The sequence below is a fragment of the Corallococcus interemptor genome (assembly GCF_003668875.1).
In the GTDB taxonomy this organism is placed as follows: Bacteria; Myxococcota; Myxococcia; order Myxococcales; family Myxococcaceae; genus Corallococcus; species Corallococcus interemptor.
The window spans coordinates 16,204-33,356 of sequence record NZ_RAWM01000098.1; the positions used below are offsets into that span (position 1 = coordinate 16,204).

Sequence of the window (17,153 nt, forward strand, 5' to 3'; positions counted from 1 at the left end):
CGCACCGCCCGCCATGCTAGCGCCTCCGCGATTCGCAAGGGCGCCCCGCTGACGAGGGGCGCCACGTTGGGGGCCTCAGCGCTTCTTCGGGCCGCCCTGCTTCGAGCGGGGAGCCTTCGTGGACCGCTCCTTCTTGGAGTGGGCCGGCTTGGACGGACGGCGGCGTGCGTCCGGTGCCGCCGCCTGCGATGACGCGCTGAGGTCGATGCGCGGAGGCGCCGGACGATGGCGCTGCTCCGCGGGTCCTGAAGGCTCGGAGGCTCCCGGCGGCTTCACCGGAAGGTCCCGGGCCTTGCGCCGCGGCTTCGGTGGACGGGCCTGTTCGTCATGTGGCGGCTTGGGCGGCCTGGGGGCTTCCGGGGGCTGGGCCTTCGCGGCCTGGGCCCTCAGCGTGTCCACCTCCTGGCGCAGCCGGATGACCTCCGCGGAGAGCTGCGCGTAGGAGTCCCGCACCAGCCCGTTGAACACGCGCTGCCGCCCCAGGGTTTCGTTGATCAACACCTGGCACGTCTTGCGGAAGGCCCACTTGGCCACGAGCACCGCCTGCCCCATGCCGCCGCGGTGCGTGTGCAGCGGCAGGGCCCGCGTCGTGTCCGCGTTCTCCTCCAGCGCGTGCATGTTGAACGTCAGCGGATCCACGCGCGGCTCCACGCCGTCCTCCGGCACCTCCGCCGGCTCCGACGTGGGCAGCCCGCGCACGCGCAGCCGCTCCTCGATGCGGGCCACCAGGGCCCCCGTGGGAATGTCCCGTCCGAGCAGCTTCATCGGTGTGTCTCCTCCACGATGCGCGCCATCTCTTCCCGGTACATCGCGACCACCTGGGGCCACGTGTGCCGTTGCGCGTAGATGCGGGCCCGCTGGCCCATGGCGTCCCGGGCCTCGCCCACCTCGCGCAGCCCCTCAATGAACGACGCCAGCCCCCGGTACACCCGGCCCGCGCCACTGCGCTCCACCTGTCCCACCAGCACGTCCGACTTCCCGTTCACCAACACCGGCGTCCCCTGCGCGAACGCCTCCAGCGTGAGCAGCGACAGGCTCTCGAACTTGGATGGCACCACCACCGCCAGCGCTCCCGCCAGCGCGTCGTGCTTGTCCTGTTCGGAAATGCGCCCCACGTGCCGCACGCCATCGCCGCTCACGTCCATGTGCGCCTCGCCCGCGAGCACCAGCTCCGGCGCGTCATTGAAGCGAGCGCGCAGCTTGCGGTGGAACTTCAACAGCTCCGGCACACCCTTGCCCGGCTCCAGCCGGCCCACGTACAGCAGGTAGCGGCCGCGCACGCCGTACTTCGCCCGGAAGCGCTCGGGCACCGCCGGCAGCGCGTCCACGCCCACGCCCACCACGCGCGCCCGCGCATGGGCCGGGTGGAAGCGCCCGATCATCTCCACCTCCTCCGGCGTGTTGCACATCAGCACGCGCGGCCGGTTGAACACGTCCCCATAGACGCCGAAGCGGATGGGCGGCTCGTCGTGCGCGGTGGGCACCACCATCGCGCGGTCCGCCACCAGCGGCACGCCCCACGCCGTGGGCGCGTAGAGGTACGTGAAGAACAGGTAGCCGTCGTACGCGTCCTGCGTGGTGGCCAGGTGGTCCAGCAGCCCGGGGGAGAGCGGGCCCTGCTCCGCCACCCACTGCTCCTCGCGCAGCCGTTCGTTGGCGTGGCCGAACAGCTTGCGCGACAGGCCGTTGAACGCGTGGATGTTGCGCGTGCGCGTCACCGGGAAGCGAAGCACCTTCACCCGGCCCACCCGGTCCTCGCCAGGAGGGAAGGTGTTCTCCCACGTCTGGTGGTTCTTCGCGGTGGTCGTCACCACCGTGATGTCCCAGTGCTGCGACAGGCGCTCCGCCACCTGCGCGGCGTGGCTCTCCGCGCCGCCCGTCACCTCGCCGTAGCGCTGCACCACCAGCGCCACGCGCGGCCGCTTCGCCGGGGCCCTGCGCGGACGGGGCGGCGGGGCCACCACGCCCTCCAGCGCGCGCGTGAACGACACCTGCGCGGCGGTGGGGGAGAAGTGCTGGAGCCTGCGCGTCTGGCCGTCGAGCACCGCCTGGCGCAGGTCGCGGTCCTCGGTCAGGTCCACCGCCAGCTCCGCGAGGAACGCGTAGCGCTTCTGGTCGAACGCGATGCCCGCCCCGCCCAGCGTCTCCGGCACCGCCGCCGCCGCGTACGCGAGCACCGGCACTTCGGAGGCCATGGCCTCGATGATGGGCACGCTGAAGCCCTCGTGCTCGCTCATGGAGACGAACACGTCCGCGGAGCGGTACACGGCCACCAGCTGCGGATGCGTCAGGCGCCCCAGGAAGTGCACGCCGCGCAGGTCCTTCATCTCGCGCTGGAGCAGCTTGAAGTAGCGGCTGCCCGGCTCGTAGCCGCCGACAATCAAGAGCCGCGCCTGGGGACGGATGCGCAACAGCTCGCGGTGCAGCGCGAGCAGGTCCTCGAAGCGCTTGTGCGGCATCACCCGGCTCACCGACACCAGGGTGGGGCCGGGCCCGGCCAGCTTCTTCAGCTGCTTCTTGTCCGCCACGGACGCGGCGAAGCGCTCCTTTTCGATGAAGAGCTGCACCGTGTGCACGTTGCGGTGGCCCGCGACGCGCAGCTCCGCGCCGTTGAAGTCCGAGTCCCCGATGGACACGTCCAGGAACGGCGCCATGGCCGCCACCTGCGCGCGGCCCGCCACCAGCGCGTGCTCCAGCGGCGTGTCCCGGTAGAAGCGCGCGGGGCTGATGTTGTGGAACACCACGCCGCGCTTGCAGTCCATGTGCATCAGCCGCCCGGCCAGCGGTGACGCGATGCCGTGGTGGTACAGCACCAGGTCATCCGGCTTCGGCTTCAGCGTGAAGACGTGGCGGGCCAGGCCCTGCAGCCCGCTGGCGACGTCCTCCGCGTAGATGTCCCCCGCATGCCCCATGCGGCGCAGCAGGAGTTGCATGTGCAGCGCGGCCTGACCGGAGGCGTCACCGGGGCCGAAGCTTGGGATCAGCTGATGGACCGCCATGGGGGGCCGTGTGTACCACACGGGCATGGTATGAGGCGGCCCGTGTCGACCCCCGGACCCATCGCCTTCGACGCCACCCTGTGGGACGAGCCCACCACCGGCATCGGCCTCTACACCCGCTGCCTCGCAGAGGCGCTCGAGGCCCAGGGCGTCCCCCTGGTCCGCATGGGCGCGCGCAGGTCCGGCGAACACCCGCGCGGCGTCCAGAAGCGAACGCCGTGGACGCTGGCCACGTTGCCCAAGCTGCTCAAGGCCTCACCGCCGGCCGTCTACCACGCGCTCAGCAACTTCAACCTGCCGCTGCGGCGCACGCCGGGCACCGCCTACGTGCTCACCGTGCACGACCTGGTGCCGTTGGATTTGCCGCACACCGTCTCCGCGCCGTACCGCTGGCAGTTCCGGCTGTGGCTCGCGCGCAGCCTGATGCTCGCGGACCGGCTGGTGTGCATCAGTGAATCCACGCGCCAGGACCTGGTGCGCCGCTTCCCCCAGGTGGAGCCGCGCACCGTGGTGGTGCACAACGGCGTGGACCACGTGAATGCGCCCGCGCTGGACGCGGCCGGCGAGGACTTCCTCCACGCGCTCAACCTGCCGAAGGACTACGTGCTGTACGCGGGCTCGCTCGACGTGCGCAAGAACGTGGGCCTGGTGCTGGAAGCGCAGGAGCGGCTGCGGGCGCAGGGCCGGCCCTTCACGCTCGTGCTCGCGGGGCAGGCCTGGTACGGCTCCGGGCCGGTGGAGACGCGCATCGCCCAGCTGCGCTCGGAGGGGCTGGACGTGCGAGCCCTGGGTTACCAGCCCCCCGCCATCTTCTACGCGCTGATGCGCCGCGCGGCGCTGTTCGTCTTCCCCTCGCGCTACGAGGGCTTCGGCCTGCCGCCCCTGGAGGCCATGCGCCTGGGCACGCCCACGGTGGTGTCCACGGCGGGCTCGCTGCCGGAGGTGTGCGGCGGTGCCGCGCCCGCGGTGGATCCGGACGACGCGGAAGGATTGGCCGCGGTCATCGACCGGCTCTTGCGTTCGCCCGGAGAGCGCCGCGCGCTGTCGGAGGCGGGCCAGCGTCAGGCCTCGAGGTTCACCTGGGCCCGCGCCGCGGAAGGGACGCGGGCCGCCTACGATGCGGCGCTGCGCCACCGGTAGGCATTCAACCGGCCCGGGAAGGGCCCCCTGGAGGAACATGCGACAGCTCGTGTGGAGTGGAATCGTCTGCGGAATGCTGCTCGGGTGCGCGGGGTCGAACGCGGCCCGCAAGGAGGAGGCGCAGGAGCCTGCCCCCACGACGACACAGCAAGAAGCGCCGCCCACCCCCGTGACGCCCCCGGAGAAGAAGGCCCCGTCGTCGCCCGCCGCGGAGGCGGAGGGCCAGGAGGCGGCCATCGTCATGCCCCTGGAAATCACCGAGACGCCCGCCCCCCGCGACCCGCTCGGCATCGAATCGCAGAGCGTGAAGGGCGACGTGCTCACGCTCAAGGTCCGCCACGGCGGCGGCTGCAAGGAGCACCGCTACGGCCTCGCGTGGGACGGGCGCTTCACGAAGACGGCGGCGGGCGAGCCGCGCGCGGAGCTCACGCTGCTCCATGACGCGAACAACGACCGGTGCAAGGCCATGGTCTACAAAGAGCTGGCGTTTGACCTGTCCACGCTGAAGCAGGAGTGGAGCGAGAAGGGCAACGGCGACCACGCCACGCTCCACCTGGACTTCAACGGCGTGCCGGACCAGTCCGCGAGCTTCAAGTTCTGACCGGTGCGTGACCCTGCGCGAGCAGGTCCTCGCGCAGGCGCGTCAGCACCTTGCCCAGCAGGTTCAGTCCCCGCCACGTCGCGGGGGCCTGGATGCGCGGGTCCTCCACGGACAGCCCCACGCCCCAGATGCGGTCCAGGGGGCTGGCCTCCACCAGCTCCGTGCCCCGGGTGGCGAGCAGCGCCTCCAACAGGTGCCGGTGCTGGGTGAACTTCGCGTGGTTGCCCTCGTAGACGATGCGCTCCCGCTCCCGCTCCCAGAGGGCCGCGTCGAACGGGCTCACCTTGCGCCCCAGCGCCTTGTGCTGCTTGGGCGTGGCCGCGCGCAGCACCTGTTCCAGCACGCGCGTGTCCCCGAACAGGCGCGCCTTGCCCGCCATCATGTACTGCTCCGCGCAGGTGTAGCGCACGCCCTCCACCGTGAAGACGGACGGGTGCCACTGCGAGAAGAAGGAGTCCTCCTTCCAGAAGAACGTGAACCGCGGCGTCGTCGTCGTGCCCATCCCAGGCCTCCTCAAATGCTTCGTGTAATCATGACACGAACGTGCGGTGATGGAGGAACCTGACGTGGGGGCCTACAATGGCCGCCCGCTCCCCATGCGACTTCAAGAAGCCCAGAAGCTGTTGGACCGCTGTTTCACCGGCACGCGGGAGGGCGCGCCGCGCCTCCATGAGCCGTCCGACCCGCGCTTCGCGGAGCGGGGCGGGGCGGTGTGGCTGGAGTACCGCTGGTACGTGCGCGAGCGCGGCATCGCGGAGGTGTTCCTCAAGTGGGACCGGGTGCCGCCCGGCAACGAGAAGACGGTGGAGGCCACGGTGCTGCGCACGCACCTGCTGGGCCAGTCCCCCATGCTGTCCCAGCGCGCGCTGCGCACGGTGGAGGGCGGCACGCCCGCGCCGGAGCGGGTGCTGGACATGCTCAAGAACGACGGCATCCGCCGCGAGTGCGTGGCCCGGGGGCGCACCACCGTGACGGTGGAGCACTGGGAGAGCCGGCGCCCCGCGGCGCTCCTGGACGAGGCGCGCTTCGCGGAGCTGGCCGCGCCCCTGGAGTCGGAGGACTCCACGCCGGACGCCCGTCATGAAGCCGTGCAGCGGCTGGCGGACGCGGAGCGGAGCCCGCGCGTGCAGGACGTGCTCCTGCGGCTCGTCGCCCGCAAGCCGTCGCTGATGGCGCTGCGCATCCTGTCGGAGTGGGGTGAGGTGCAGGCCCGCGAGTATGTCCAGCGGGACCTGGCCGCCGTGAAGCCCGGCAACGCGGCGGACCTGTGGGCCCTCACCGCGTTGGACCGGCGCCTGGAGGCGTGGCAGTCGCTGGCGCGCACCTGAGCGTGCACGCCAGCGGTGGCTTCAGTGCTGCGCGCCCACCCGGGGGCCCAGCACGTCGCGCAGCGCGTCCGCGACGGAGAGCTTCGGGGCCCAGCCCAGTGCCTTCAGCTTCGTCGTGTCCGCCACGAGGCTGGGGATGTCCGACGGACGCAGCCGCGCGGGGTCCAGCTCGATGCGCGCCTGCACGCCGGACAGCTGGAGCATCTCCTCCAGGAGGCTGCGGATGGTGCGGCCCTCGCCGCTGCCCACGTTGTAGGCCTGGCCGGCCTCGCCCTTGAGCAGCAGCAGCCGGTACGCGTCCACCACGTCCTTCACGTGGGAGAAGTCCCGGATGGCGTCCAGGTTGCCCGTGCGCAGCACCGGGTCCACCGTGCCCAGCGCGATGGCGCGGATCTGCGCCGCGAACGACGGCACCACGAAGGTGGGGTCCTGCCCCGCGCCCAGGTGGTTGAAGGGCCGCGCGAGGACCACTTCCATGCCGTAGCTGCGGAAGAACTGCTCGCCCGCCAGCTCTCCCGCGGACTTCGACGCGGCGTAGGGGCTGAGCGGCACGTGCGGGTGGCCTTCGTTCGCGCGGGTGCCTTCGGCGACGGGGCCGTACACCTCCCCGGAGCCCACCAGCAGCACGCGCGCCTTGGGGGCGCTCTCCCGCAGGGCGGTGAGCAGGTGCACCACGCCCATGGTGTTCACCGCGAAGACGCGCGCGGGGTTCTGGTGGCTCTTGGCCACCGAGCTGAAGCCGGCCAGGTGCAGCACCGCGTCCGGCTTCACCTCGGAGAGCGACGCCTTGACCTTCGCCTCGTCGGCGACGTCGAAGTGCAAGGCGGTGCTGCTGATGCCCTCGCCGCGGGGCCCGTGAACCTCCACCACCTCGTCGCCGGCCGCCCGAAGGGCAGCGCAGGCATGCCGGCCGACGAATCCATCCGCTCCCGTGACGAGGACGCGCATCTTACCGCGTTCCTGCCTTCACGCGCTCCAGGTCCGCGTCGACCATCATCTCCACGAGCTGCTTGAAGCGCACCGTGGGCTCCCAGCCGAGCTTCTCCTTGGCCTTGTCGTACTTGCCGATGAGCAGGTCGACCTCCGCCGGGCGAACGAACGCGGGGTCGATGACGACGTGCTTCTGGTAGTCCAGGCCCACGCGCGCGAAGGCGATCTCCACCAGCTCCCGCACGGTGTGCGTCTCGTTGGTGGCGACGACGAAGTCCTCCGGCGTCTCCTGCTGGAGCATGCGCCACATGGCGTCCACGTAGTCGCCGGCGAAGCCCCAGTCGCGCTTGGCGTCCAGGTTGCCCATGGGCAGCTTGTCCTGGAGGCCCATCTTGATGCGCGCCACGTTGTACGTGACCTTGCGCGTGACGAACTCCAGGCCGCGGCGGGGCGACTCGTGGTTGAAGAGGATGCCGCTCACCGCGAAGAGCTTGAAGGACTCGCGGTAGTTCACCGTGATGTGGTGGCCGTACGCCTTCGCCACGCCGTACGGGCTGCGCGGGTAGAAGGGCGTGTCCTCCGACTGCGGCACTTCCAGCACCTTGCCGAACATCTCGCTGGAGGACGCCTGGTAGAAGCGCACCTGCGGGCGGGTGTGGCGGATGGCCTCCAGCATCTTCGTCACGCCCAGCGCGGTGAACTCACCGGTGAGCACCGGCTGGTTCCAGCTGGTGGGCACGAAGGACTGCGCCGCCAGGTTGTAGACCTCGTCCGGCTGGGTGAGGTTCAACAGGGCCGCGAGCGAGAACTGATCCAGGAGGTCGCCCTGGTGCAGCGTCACCTTGCCCTGCAGGTGAGCGATGCGCTCGAACTTCTCCTCGGAGGAGCGGCGCACCATGCCGTGCACCTCGTAGCCCTTCTTGAGGAGCAGCTCCGCCAGATAGCTGCCGTCCTGCCCCGTGATGCCCGTAATGAGTGCGCGCTTGGCCATGGCCCTTGTCTGTTCGCTGGAAGACGCTGTTCGTTGTACCCGAGGCTTTCGCCGTCTGCCAACAGTCCCAGGGTTTCAGGGAACTTGAACGGGGCCGGGCCCGTGCCTAGGTAGGGAGCGACCTGCCCAGGAGCCGCCCATGCGCAACCTCTCCCTCCCAGCGTTGACGGCCGTGCTCGTGAGCTCGGCCGCCGGGGCCCAGACGGCGCCGCCGGTGCAGGTGCCCTACACGTCGCAGACCCTGCCCGGGGCCCGCTCGGGCGGCGGCACGGTGAACGACGTGGCCCTGTGGGTGAACCCGGCCAACCCGGCCGCGAGCCGGCTCATCACGGCGGACCAGAACAACGGCCTGTTCACCTACGCGCTGGACGGCGGGGAGCTGCAGGCCGTCACCGAGGGCACGGCCACGAGCGTGGACGTGCTGGGCGGCTTCCCCCTGGCGGGCGGGACGTCCGCGTCGCTGGTGCTCAGCGCCAACCCCACGCTCTCCGGGCTCGTGCCCTACGTGATGGATGTGGCGGCGGATGGCGGCGGGCTCACCCGCCTGTCACCCACGGGGGCCCCACTGGACGTGGGCGTCAGCTACGGGACGGTGCGGCTGACCCGCGGGGCGGACGGGGCCATCCAGGCGTTTGGCGGCCTTGCGGCCGGCGGCATCCGGCAGTTCGCGCTGACGCCCACCGACGGTGGCGTCACGGCGACCCCCCTGCGGGACATCCCGGCCGGGACGGTGCAGGGGCTGGTGGTGGACCCGGCGTACCGCGCGCTCTACGTGGCGCAGCAGGGGCAGGGGCTCTACCGCTATGGCGCGGACGCGGACGCCGGCATCCAGGGCACGCAGGTGGTGGGCCTGGGGGATGGCGGCCTCACGTCCGTGGGGCGCATCGCGCTGTATGAGGCCTCCGCGTTGGACGGCTACCTCATCGCGTCGGATCCGGGCGCGAACACCTTCGTCGTCTTCGACCGGCGCACGCTGGGCCGGGTGGGCGCGTTCCAGCTGGGGCAGGACGGCGGCGCGGACCCGGTGCAGCAGTCGCGCGGGCTGGTGGCGTACTCGGGGCCGCTGGGCACGGCGTTCCCGGAGGGGCTCTTCGTCGCGCACGACGGCCTCAGCACCAGCACGTTGGGGGACAACGTGAAGCTCACCTCCTGGGGCAACGTGGCCCGGGCGTTCACTCCGCCGCTCCTCGTCGTGCTCCCGGAGCCGGACGGCGGCACCGCCCAGGACGGCGGGACGGGCAATGACGGCGGTGGCGGCGTCATCGTCAATCCGGGCGACGGCAACCCGATTGGCGGCCCTGGAGGCGACGACGACAGCGGCTGCGGGTGCACCAGCACGTCCGTGCCGGCCGTCGCGACGCTGGGCCTGCTGGCCATGGCGCTCCTGGGCCGCCGGCGCCGGAGCTGAGACTCGAAGCGGGTTGAAAGCGACAGGGGGGCGGGATGAAGTGCGCGCCCCATGCGCACCTTTCGTTCCACCGCCCTGGCGCTCGCGGTGCTTGCCTCCGCCTGCAAGGGTGGCCCGACGCCCGCTCCCGCCACTCCGCCCCCCGCGATTGCCCCGGCCGAGCCCGTGCGGCTCACGCTGGTGGGCACCAACGACTTCCACGGCTGGGTGATGCCCCACCGCGCCACGCTGCCGGACGGGCAGAAGGTGGAGGAGGGGGGCGCGGCGCTCTTCGCGTCCTACGTGGCGCGGCTGCGCGAGGACAACCCGGGCGGCGTGCTGCTGGTGGACGGCGGCGACCTGTTCCAGGGCACGCTGGCGTCCAACCTGGTCGAGGGCGCCATCGTCGTCGACGTGTACAACCTCCTGGGCTACGCGGCGGTCGCCATCGGCAACCACGAGTTCGACTACGGGCCGGTGGGCCCGGAGCCCGTGGCGCGGCGTCCGGACGAGGACCCGCTGGGCGCGCTCAAGGCCCGCGTGGCCCAGGCGAAGTTCCCCTTCCTGTCCGCCAACGTGCGCGAGAAGGACGGCCGCCACCCGGCGTGGCTGGGCAATGACGGCACCACGGTCGTCACCGTGAAGGGCGTGAAGGTGGGCCTCCTGGGCCTGTCCACGCTGTCGACGCCGCAGACGACCAACCCCGTCAACGTCGCGGGCCTGAAGTTCCAACCCCTGGCCGACGCCGCGAGGGAGGCCGCGCGGTCGCTGCGCGAGCAGGGCGCGGAGGTGGTGGTCGCCGTCGCGCACGCGGGCGGCAAGTGCACGGACCTGGCGAACCCGCGCGACACGTCCGGCTGCGAGCGCGACGACGGGGAAATCTACGCCGTGGTGGAGTCGCTGCCGCCGGGCGCGGTGGACGCGGTGGTGGCGGGCCACACGCACCAGCCCATGGGGCACTTCTTCGGCGACGTGCCGGTCATCGAGACGACGGGCCTGGCGCGCTCGTTCGGCGTGGTGGACCTCTTCGTGGATCCGGTGACCCACCGCGTGCTGCCCGGGCGCACGCGCATCCAGGCCGCCATCCCGGTGTGCGGCGCCGTGGACGCCACGCGGAAGACCTGCGACGCGCGGCTGCTCAAGGACGCGAAGGACGTGCGGCTGGTGCCGGCCACCTTCATGGGCCAGCCGGTGACGCCGGACGCCCGCGTGCAGGCGCTGGTGGCCCCCGCGGAGGCGCGCGTGGAGGAGGAGCAGCGCCGCCCGGTGGGCGTGGAGGTCCAGGCCCGCATGCCCCAGGTGTACGAGGGCGAGAGCGCGCTGGGCAACCTCATCGCGGACGCGATGCGGGAGGTGGCCCGCGCCGACGTGGCGGTGATGAACGCGGGCGGCATCCGGGCGGACCTTCCGCAGGGGCCGCTCACCTTCGGCAAGCTCTACGAAGTCCTCCCCTTCGACAACACGCTCGCGGTGCTGGAGCTGAGCGCGGACGAGCTGCGCCGCTTCCTGTCGCTGGCCTATGGCGGCCGCAAGGGCGTCTTCGCCATCTCCGGGCTGGAGGTGACGCTGGGCGCGTGCCCGGGCCCGGAGCGCTTCCAGGGCGTGACGCTGCCGGGCGGCAAGCCGCTGAAGGCGAAGGGGACCTACCGGGTCGCGGTGCCGGACTTCCTGCTGCGCGGAGGCGACGGAGTGGGGCCGCTGACGTCCACGCTGCCACGGGAACGTATCAACCTGTTGCAGGGCCAGGACCTGCGCGAGGTGCTGGTTGAATACGGCCGCGCCCACGGCAACGCGCTGAAGCCCCCGGCGCTCGGGCGCGTGCGCCTGACGAAGGCGGAGGAGCCCTGCGCGGACGCGAAGCGCTGAAAAGGTGCGCCCACCGTTGGAAATTTTCCCTCCGTGCTGATCCGCTGGGGCTGGATCGCGGCGCAACCCAGCGGAAGATCAACAGAAGGCGGCCCGGGCCGAATTTTCGGCCTGGGATCAGTTTCCAACGGAGGGAAACCTCCCTACTCTAGGGCACGCGAGATCCCTTGCAGGCGCGGCGCAATGCCAGCGCGAGCAAGTTGGAGCCCGTGCGTGGGAGGGACAGAAGAGATGCTCTACAAAGTGACCCCGATGATGGTCCCCGTGGCGCCCGAGAAGAAAGAGGCGCGCGAGCCGGGCCAGCCGCGCAAGCGGCGCAAGTCCTCCGTCTACGACGCCGACGGCCACGAGGTTCTGATCTCGCTGATGTGTCTGAAGTGCAAGACGCTCAAGCCGCTGGCGCAGTTCGGGCTGCGGAAGATGGCGGACGGCGCCATCCGCAACCAGCCGTGGTGCCGGGGCTGCCGCTCGGGCGCGGGGACGAAGAAGCCGAAGAAGGACGAGTCCCAGGCCAACACCGTCCAGGTGCCCGCCGTCGCCGCCACGGAGCCCGTGCTCCAGGTCGTCGCCGCCGTGCCGCTCGACGCCGCGCCCGTGGCTCCGACGCTCGTGGACGCTCCGGCGGCGGTCGCTGGCGACGTGACGGCCACCGCCCAGGTCTGATCCACCGCCCGGGATGATCCGCCCCGCGAGGGCGCGCACGTTCGCGCCCCGCATGCGACGGATCCGCCCGGAAGTGCCCCCGCTTCAGGACAGCCGCAGACCCGCCGGCAGCGTGTCGCCCAGTGCCCGGGCCTCGTCCGCGGCCTCCAGGGCCACGACCTCACGCACCATGCGCACCCAGGTGTCCGCGGCCTTCGCGGCCACCAGCGCCTGAGCCGTGCGCTCACGCAGGGCCGGATCCAGGTCTCGCGTGCGGTCCCCGGTGAGGCGCGCCAGCTGGGCGGCGGCGAAGGGCGCGCCGTCCACCTTGCGCAGGTCCAGGGACAAGAGCAGCTCCAGCCACGCCTCCGCCGTCTCCACGTCCACGACCTTGTGGCTGCTGCCGTAGAGCGGCACGCGCGCGCCCAGCCGGCCCAGGGCCCACGCCCACGGACCGCCGGAGCGGGACTCGGCCTTCAGCCGCGCGGCGATCCACCGGCCCACCTCCGCCTTGTCGCCTGGCGACAGGTGCTCCAGCGAGGCGGCGGTGCGGATCATCTCGTCCAACCCTTCCGGTTGGATGCCCTTCAGCTTGCCGCCCTGCGTGGGCGCGTCCGGAGGCACGCGGCGGGACAGGTGCGGCTGGAGGTAGCCGTACAGCTTCTGCTGCTGCGCCTCGGTGAGGCCGCCCGCGATGCGGCGCCACATCACCCAGAACTCCGTCCAGACGGCCTTGTCCTGGTGATGCTGCACCAGCGCGTCAAAGAGGCTGAAGGTCTGCTCCGCGCGCCAGCCGTCCAGCGGGTAGCCGAAGCCGGGGCGCAGGCAGAAGCCGGTGAGGCTGTAGAAGACGCGCTCGTGGTCATCCGAGCGGCGGCGCTTGCTCGCGCCCGCGTACAGCGTGCTCCACAGCTCGCGCAGCACCGGCACGCGCCACGTCTCGCGCGGGCCCAGCACCTTCTCCAGCGTGCGCGACAGCTGCTTCACGTCCTTGGGGCCCAGGGGCAGCGGCTTGTTGCCGTAGACGCGGTCCACGTTGTCCTTCGCCTCGGCGAAGCGCGCGGGCATGGACTCGGTGACGGTCAGCTCGTGCGAGCCGCCGGTGCCGCGCAGCTCGAACTCCAGGCGCCAGCGCTCGTCCGCGACGTCCGACACGCAGAACAGCTCCAGCGTGCCAATCTCCGTGAGCGCCGCCTGCAGGTGCACCGGCACCTCGCTGACCTTGCCGGACGCGCCCTTGAGCAGCGTGTGGATGGGCGGCAGCGGCTTCAGGTCCTCCGCCAGCGGCACCAGGTCCCCCGGCTTGTCGATGCGGTCGCTCGTCGTGGAGAAGAGGGTGAACTGCACCGGCCGGCCCAGGGTGAGCGTGAAGGGGCGCTCGCCCAGGTCCACCTTCTGGCCCTCCTCGAAGCCGCGCGGAATGAGGCACAGCGTGGGCTGCTCCGAGCTGTCCGGGCCGCGCTGCAATCCCACGTAGTACGCGCGCGCCGCGCCACCGCCGATGCGCAGGCCATGCCCGCGCCGCACCAGCCCGTAGTACGCGGCGCCCCGCGCCACCGCGAGCTCCAGCGACTCGTGCCTCAGCAGCGGGATGCGCGGCGCCTGCGGCCACCACGCGGACAGCGCGTCGATGAGCCGCGCCGAAATCTGCGGTGAGTTGAAGACGCCGCCGTTGAGCAGGATGGCGTCCGGGCGGGGCAGGGCGCCTTCGTGCGACGGCGTCTCGCCCAGCGCCGCGAAGCCCGCCGCCGCGTGCTGCGCGAGGAACGCCGCCAGGTGCCGCGTGACGGCCGGGTCCTGCACGTACGGCAGGCCCAGCTCCTGGAGCGCCATGCGCGCCGCGCGCCGGGGCCGGTCCTCGGGAGGGGACAGGGGGAAGAAGCCGTCCAGCACCAGCGCGTGCGCCTCGTCGCGGCCCAGCTCCGTGGACAGCGTGCCGCCCAACAGACGGCTGCCCTCGCCGATGAGCGACACGCCGTACTTCTCCGGCGGCGTGCGCCCCAGCAGTTCTTCCTTCGCGGTGCGCGCGGCCTGGATGGCCTGCGTCCACTGCGTCGCGGACAGGCGCCGGCCGTTCTGGGTGAGCTTCTCCTCCATGCGCCGGGCGAGCGCCGCGTCCATGTTGTCGCCGCCCAGCATCAGGTGGTCGCCCACGGCCAGGCGCCGCAGCATGGGGCCTTCCGGCGACACGCCCGCGTGCACCAGCGTGAAGTCCGTGGTGCCGCCGCCCACGTCCACCACCAGCACCAGCCGGACCTGGGCCAGCGTCTGCTCCAGGTCCGAGCGGTGGCGCGCCGTGTAGTCGTAGAAGGCCGCCTGCGGCTCCTCCAGCAGCGTGAACTTCTCCAGCCCCGCCTTGCGCGCCGCGCTCACCGTGAGGGCGCGCGCCGCCTCGTCGAACGAAGCGGGGACGGTGATGACCACCTCCTGCTTGGACAGGGGCTCATCCGGGTGCGCGTAATCCCACGCCCGGGCCATGTGCGTGAGCAGCAGGGCGGACGCGTCCACCGGGGACAGCTTCTGCACGTCCGCGGGCGCGCCCCACGGGAGGATGGGCGCGGAGCGGTCCACGCCCGGGTGGCACAGCCAGCTCTTCGCGGAGGCCACCAGCCGGCCCGGCACGCGCGCGCCCTGCCAGCGGGCCAGTTCGCCCACCACGAACGGGCCGCCGTCGTCGCCCCAGGGCAGGCGCAGCACCTCCGGGGCCAGCTCGTGGCCGGCGGGGACGTAGACGGTGGACGGCAGGAGGGCGCGCGGGGCCACCTCGCCCTGGCGGACGAGCTGGGGCAGGGGGAAGTCCTCGACGGGCGCCCCCGAGCCCCTTGCTGGATCCACGGATGCCACCGCGCAATGGGTGGTGCCCAGGTCGATGCCGACGATTCGCATACGCCTCCGGTGTGCGGGGCCCCTTCTACTCCTTCATGCGCACGTTGAGCTCCAGCTTCCAGCGCCCGGAGCCGTTCTTCTCCAGGCACCGCAGCTCCAGCGTGCCCACCTCCGTCACCGCCGCCTGGAGGTTCACCGGCGTCAGGTCGCCAAAGGGCGTGGGCTGTCCGGGCAGCGTCGTTTCAATCGGCGCCACCTCCTCCAGCCCCCCGGACGCCAGCTCCGAGTCCACGTCCTCCACCATCTCGCCCACGCGGTCATCACGCCGCACGGACGACGCGAAGAAGCGGAAGCTGGTGGGCTCGCCGGTGACGAGCCCGAACTCCTGCGGCGGCACGTCCGCCTGCGTCCCCTCCTCCATGCCGAAGGGCGCCACGCACAGCGCCTTCACCGGCGGCTCCATGCCCGGCACCGCCGGCATCGCCGTCTCCACGCCCACGTAGTAGGCGCGCGCCGTGCCGCCACGGATGCGCAGGCCGTGCCCCTGACGCACCCAGCCGTAGTACGCGGCGCCACGCGCCACCGCGAGGTCCAGGTCCGCGCCCTCCAGCTCCTTGGCCGGAGGCGCGCCTTCCGCCGCGAGCCACTGGTTGAGGACCTCCATCACGCGGCCCTTCAGCGGTCCGGCCTTGAAGACGCCGCCGTTGAAGAGCACCGCGGTGGGGTGCAGGAAGCCCTTGCCCGTCACGTCCACCGGCGAGTCCACGCTGGCCGCCAGCGCCTGGGCCTGCCGGGTGAGGAACGCGGCCAGGTGCTTCGTCACCGCCGGGTCCTGCGCGTACGGCAGCGCCATCTGCGCAAGGCCCGTGCGGCGCGCGGTGCGAGGCAGGTCCGCCACCTGCGTCACCGGGAAGAAGCCATCCGTGAGGACGCGGTCCAGCTCCTCGCGCGTCAGCTCCGTGCGCAGCGTGCCGCCGATGAGCGACGAGCCCCGGCCCGGAATCGCGATGGGCACCCGGTCCACGGACGGATCCGCGTACAGCGTCTCCTTCGCCTGACGGCACCCGTAGGTGAGGCCGTTGAACTGCCACGCGTCCAGCTTGCGCCCGTCCGCCGCCATCCGCTGGTTGAGCGTGTGCGCCAGGGCGAGGTCCATGTTGTCGCCGCCCAGGAGGATGTGGTCACCCACCGCCACGCGCAGCAGCTCCAGGTCGCCCTCGCGGTCCTTCACGGTGATGACGGAGAAGTCGGACGTGCCGCCGCCCACGTCCACCACGAGAATCACTTCCCCGGGCTTCACCTGCTTGCGGAAGTTCTCCCCCATCGCCTCCAGCCACGCGTACAGCGCGGCCTGCGGCTCCTCCAAGAGGGTGATGTGCTCGATGCCCGCCGCCTTCGCGGCCTCCAGCGTGAGGTCGCGCGCCGCCGCGTCGAAGGACGCAGGGACGGTGACGATGACCTCCTGCTTCGACAGCGCGTTGCCGGACTCCTCCTGCGCGCGCGCGAAGGTGTGGTCCCACGCCTCCTTCAGGTGGCGCAGGTAGCGCGCGGACGCATCCAGCGGCGACACGCGCTGCACCTCCGGCGGCGCCTGCCAGGGCAGCAGCGCCGAGCGCCGGTCCACGCCCGGATGCGACAGCCAGCTCTTCGCGGAGGACACCAGCCGCGTGGGCACCTTCGCCCCGTGCGAGCGGGCGAAGTCACCCACGATGACGCCCGGCTCGCTGTTCCACGGCAGCCCCAGGCTGCCCTCCGGGAACTCCTGCGCGCTGGGGAGATAGAGGAAGGAGGGCAACAGCGGGCGCGCTTCCACGGTGCCGGGCGCCGTCACCTGGGGCACGGGCAGCATGGACTGGGAGGGGCCGCGCGGCCTGGCGTCCTCGAGGTTGAAGTAGGACACCGCGGAGTGCGTGGTGCCCAGGTCGATGCCGATCGCGTATCGGGCCATATCGGTCAAAAACCCCGGGAAGGGGCCTGGTGGTTCCTCGAAGAGAAGGGGACTGCGGATGCTGCGCCGCCTGCTGCCCGGGCGGGCCTCAGGCGAGCTCGACCTCCGCCGGGGCCAGCACGCGCGGCTCCATGGCGGGGCTGACGGTGGGGAACTTCACCTCCGTGGTCACCCAGCCGTGGTGCCGGAGCGTGCCCCCATAAGGAGGTTCACCCGCGACGTTGCCGGTGAGCCGGATGCGCTGCGCGTCGAAGCCCGGGGGCACCGTCACCTTGTCGCCCTCGCCCTGCGGCAGCACCGGCTGGAGCGTGAGGTACTGGTGCACCACCTTGCGGCAGCCCTCGTGGACGATGCGGGCCGCCGCGCCCACGTCCGCGTCCGGGAAGGCCGCGACGTTCTCCTGCACGAAGTCCAGGAAGCGGCCCTCGCGCTGGAGCATGGCCAGCAGCGACAGGGCGCTGGCGTGCTCGCGCTCCGGGGGCAGGGGCGCGGGGG

At 72.1% G+C, this 17,153-nt stretch carries 14 protein-coding genes; 6 read left to right on the plus strand and 8 right to left on the minus strand.

What is annotated here, in order from left to right; genetic code table 11:
• Window positions 1-75: 75 nt before the first annotated feature.
• Together D7X96_RS41165 and D7X96_RS27980 are read right to left on the minus strand one after the other, a co-directional pair.
• Window positions 76-765 carry a hypothetical protein gene (locus D7X96_RS41165; protein ID WP_233610172.1) on the minus strand — a complete coding sequence of 230 codons (690 nt, stop codon included), beginning with the start codon at window positions 763-765 and terminating at the stop codon, window positions 76-78.
• Entirely contained in the window at window positions 762-2,999 is a 2,238-nt protein-coding gene (locus tag D7X96_RS27980; RefSeq protein WP_121771151.1) for a glycosyltransferase family 4 protein, read from the minus strand. Before D7X96_RS27980 ends, D7X96_RS41165 begins: the two co-directional genes overlap by 4 nt.
• A 30-nt stretch (window positions 3,000-3,029) precedes the next feature.
• On the opposite strand from D7X96_RS27980, the gene D7X96_RS27985 reads away from it, so the two are divergent.
• Both D7X96_RS27985 and D7X96_RS27990 read left to right on the plus strand, forming a co-directional pair.
• Window positions 3,030-4,139: a glycosyltransferase family 4 protein gene (locus D7X96_RS27985; RefSeq protein ID WP_120551947.1), complete on the plus strand. Its 1,110-nt coding sequence runs from the start codon at window positions 3,030-3,032 to the stop codon at window positions 4,137-4,139.
• A gap of 37 nt (window positions 4,140-4,176) precedes the next feature.
• On the plus strand, window positions 4,177-4,740 hold the full coding sequence (locus D7X96_RS27990) for a hypothetical protein (protein ID WP_147468412.1): 564 nt from the start codon (window positions 4,177-4,179) through the stop codon (window positions 4,738-4,740).
• Here the strand turns inward: D7X96_RS27990 and ybiA are convergent.
• The gene (gene ybiA / locus D7X96_RS27995; protein ID WP_121771153.1) at window positions 4,730-5,242 is read right to left on the minus strand and encodes a riboflavin biosynthesis intermediates N-glycosidase; all 513 of its coding nucleotides are present in this window, start codon (window positions 5,240-5,242) and stop codon (window positions 4,730-4,732) included. The two genes, D7X96_RS27990 and ybiA, sit on opposite strands and share 11 nt — an antisense overlap.
• A gap of 94 nt (window positions 5,243-5,336) precedes the next feature.
• Between ybiA and D7X96_RS28000 the strand changes: the two genes are divergently transcribed.
• Complete coding sequence (locus D7X96_RS28000; protein WP_233610037.1) at window positions 5,337-6,068, plus strand: hypothetical protein; 732 nt, start codon at window positions 5,337-5,339, stop codon at window positions 6,066-6,068.
• 21 nt (window positions 6,069-6,089) lie between these two features.
• On the opposite strand, the gene D7X96_RS28005 is transcribed toward D7X96_RS28000, so the two are convergent.
• Window positions 6,090-7,016, minus strand: a complete 927-nt coding sequence (locus tag D7X96_RS28005) for a GDP-mannose 4,6-dehydratase (protein WP_120552578.1) — start codon at window positions 7,014-7,016, stop codon at window positions 6,090-6,092.
• A gap of 1 nt (window position 7,017) precedes the next feature.
• Window positions 7,018-7,989 carry a GDP-mannose 4,6-dehydratase gene (gene gmd, locus D7X96_RS28010; RefSeq protein ID WP_120552579.1) on the minus strand — a complete coding sequence of 324 codons (972 nt, stop codon included), beginning with the start codon at window positions 7,987-7,989 and terminating at the stop codon, window positions 7,018-7,020.
• A gap of 139 nt (window positions 7,990-8,128) precedes the next feature.
• Here gmd and D7X96_RS41170 point away from each other — a divergent pair, with 139 nt between their 5' ends.
• The 3 genes from D7X96_RS41170 (at window position 8,129) to D7X96_RS28025 (ending at window position 11,905) form a co-directional block, all read left to right on the plus strand.
• On the plus strand, window positions 8,129-9,397 hold the full coding sequence (locus D7X96_RS41170; RefSeq protein ID WP_120552580.1) for a myxosortase-dependent phytase-like phosphatase: 1,269 nt from the start codon (window positions 8,129-8,131) through the stop codon (window positions 9,395-9,397).
• A gap of 51 nt (window positions 9,398-9,448) precedes the next feature.
• Window positions 9,449-11,242: a bifunctional metallophosphatase/5'-nucleotidase gene (locus D7X96_RS28020; protein WP_121771154.1), complete on the plus strand. Its 1,794-nt coding sequence runs from the start codon at window positions 9,449-9,451 to the stop codon at window positions 11,240-11,242.
• A gap of 231 nt (window positions 11,243-11,473) precedes the next feature.
• The gene (locus D7X96_RS28025) at window positions 11,474-11,905 is read left to right on the plus strand and encodes a hypothetical protein (RefSeq protein WP_120552582.1); all 432 of its coding nucleotides are present in this window, start codon (window positions 11,474-11,476) and stop codon (window positions 11,903-11,905) included.
• Between the two features lie 84 nt (window positions 11,906-11,989).
• On the opposite strand, the gene D7X96_RS28030 is transcribed toward D7X96_RS28025, so the two are convergent.
• The 3 genes from D7X96_RS28030 to D7X96_RS28040 all read right to left on the minus strand — a co-directional run.
• The gene (locus D7X96_RS28030; RefSeq protein WP_121771155.1) at window positions 11,990-14,770 is read right to left on the minus strand and encodes an Hsp70 family protein; all 2,781 of its coding nucleotides are present in this window, start codon (window positions 14,768-14,770) and stop codon (window positions 11,990-11,992) included.
• 25 nt (window positions 14,771-14,795) lie between these two features.
• On the minus strand, window positions 14,796-16,658 hold the full coding sequence (locus D7X96_RS28035; protein ID WP_120552584.1) for an Hsp70 family protein: 1,863 nt from the start codon (window positions 16,656-16,658) through the stop codon (window positions 14,796-14,798).
• Window positions 16,659-16,746: 88 nt separating this feature from the next.
• Window positions 16,747-17,153, minus strand: a 407-nt coding sequence (locus tag D7X96_RS28040) for a DUF2760 domain-containing protein (protein WP_147468413.1), incomplete at its 5' end; no start/stop codon positions are given.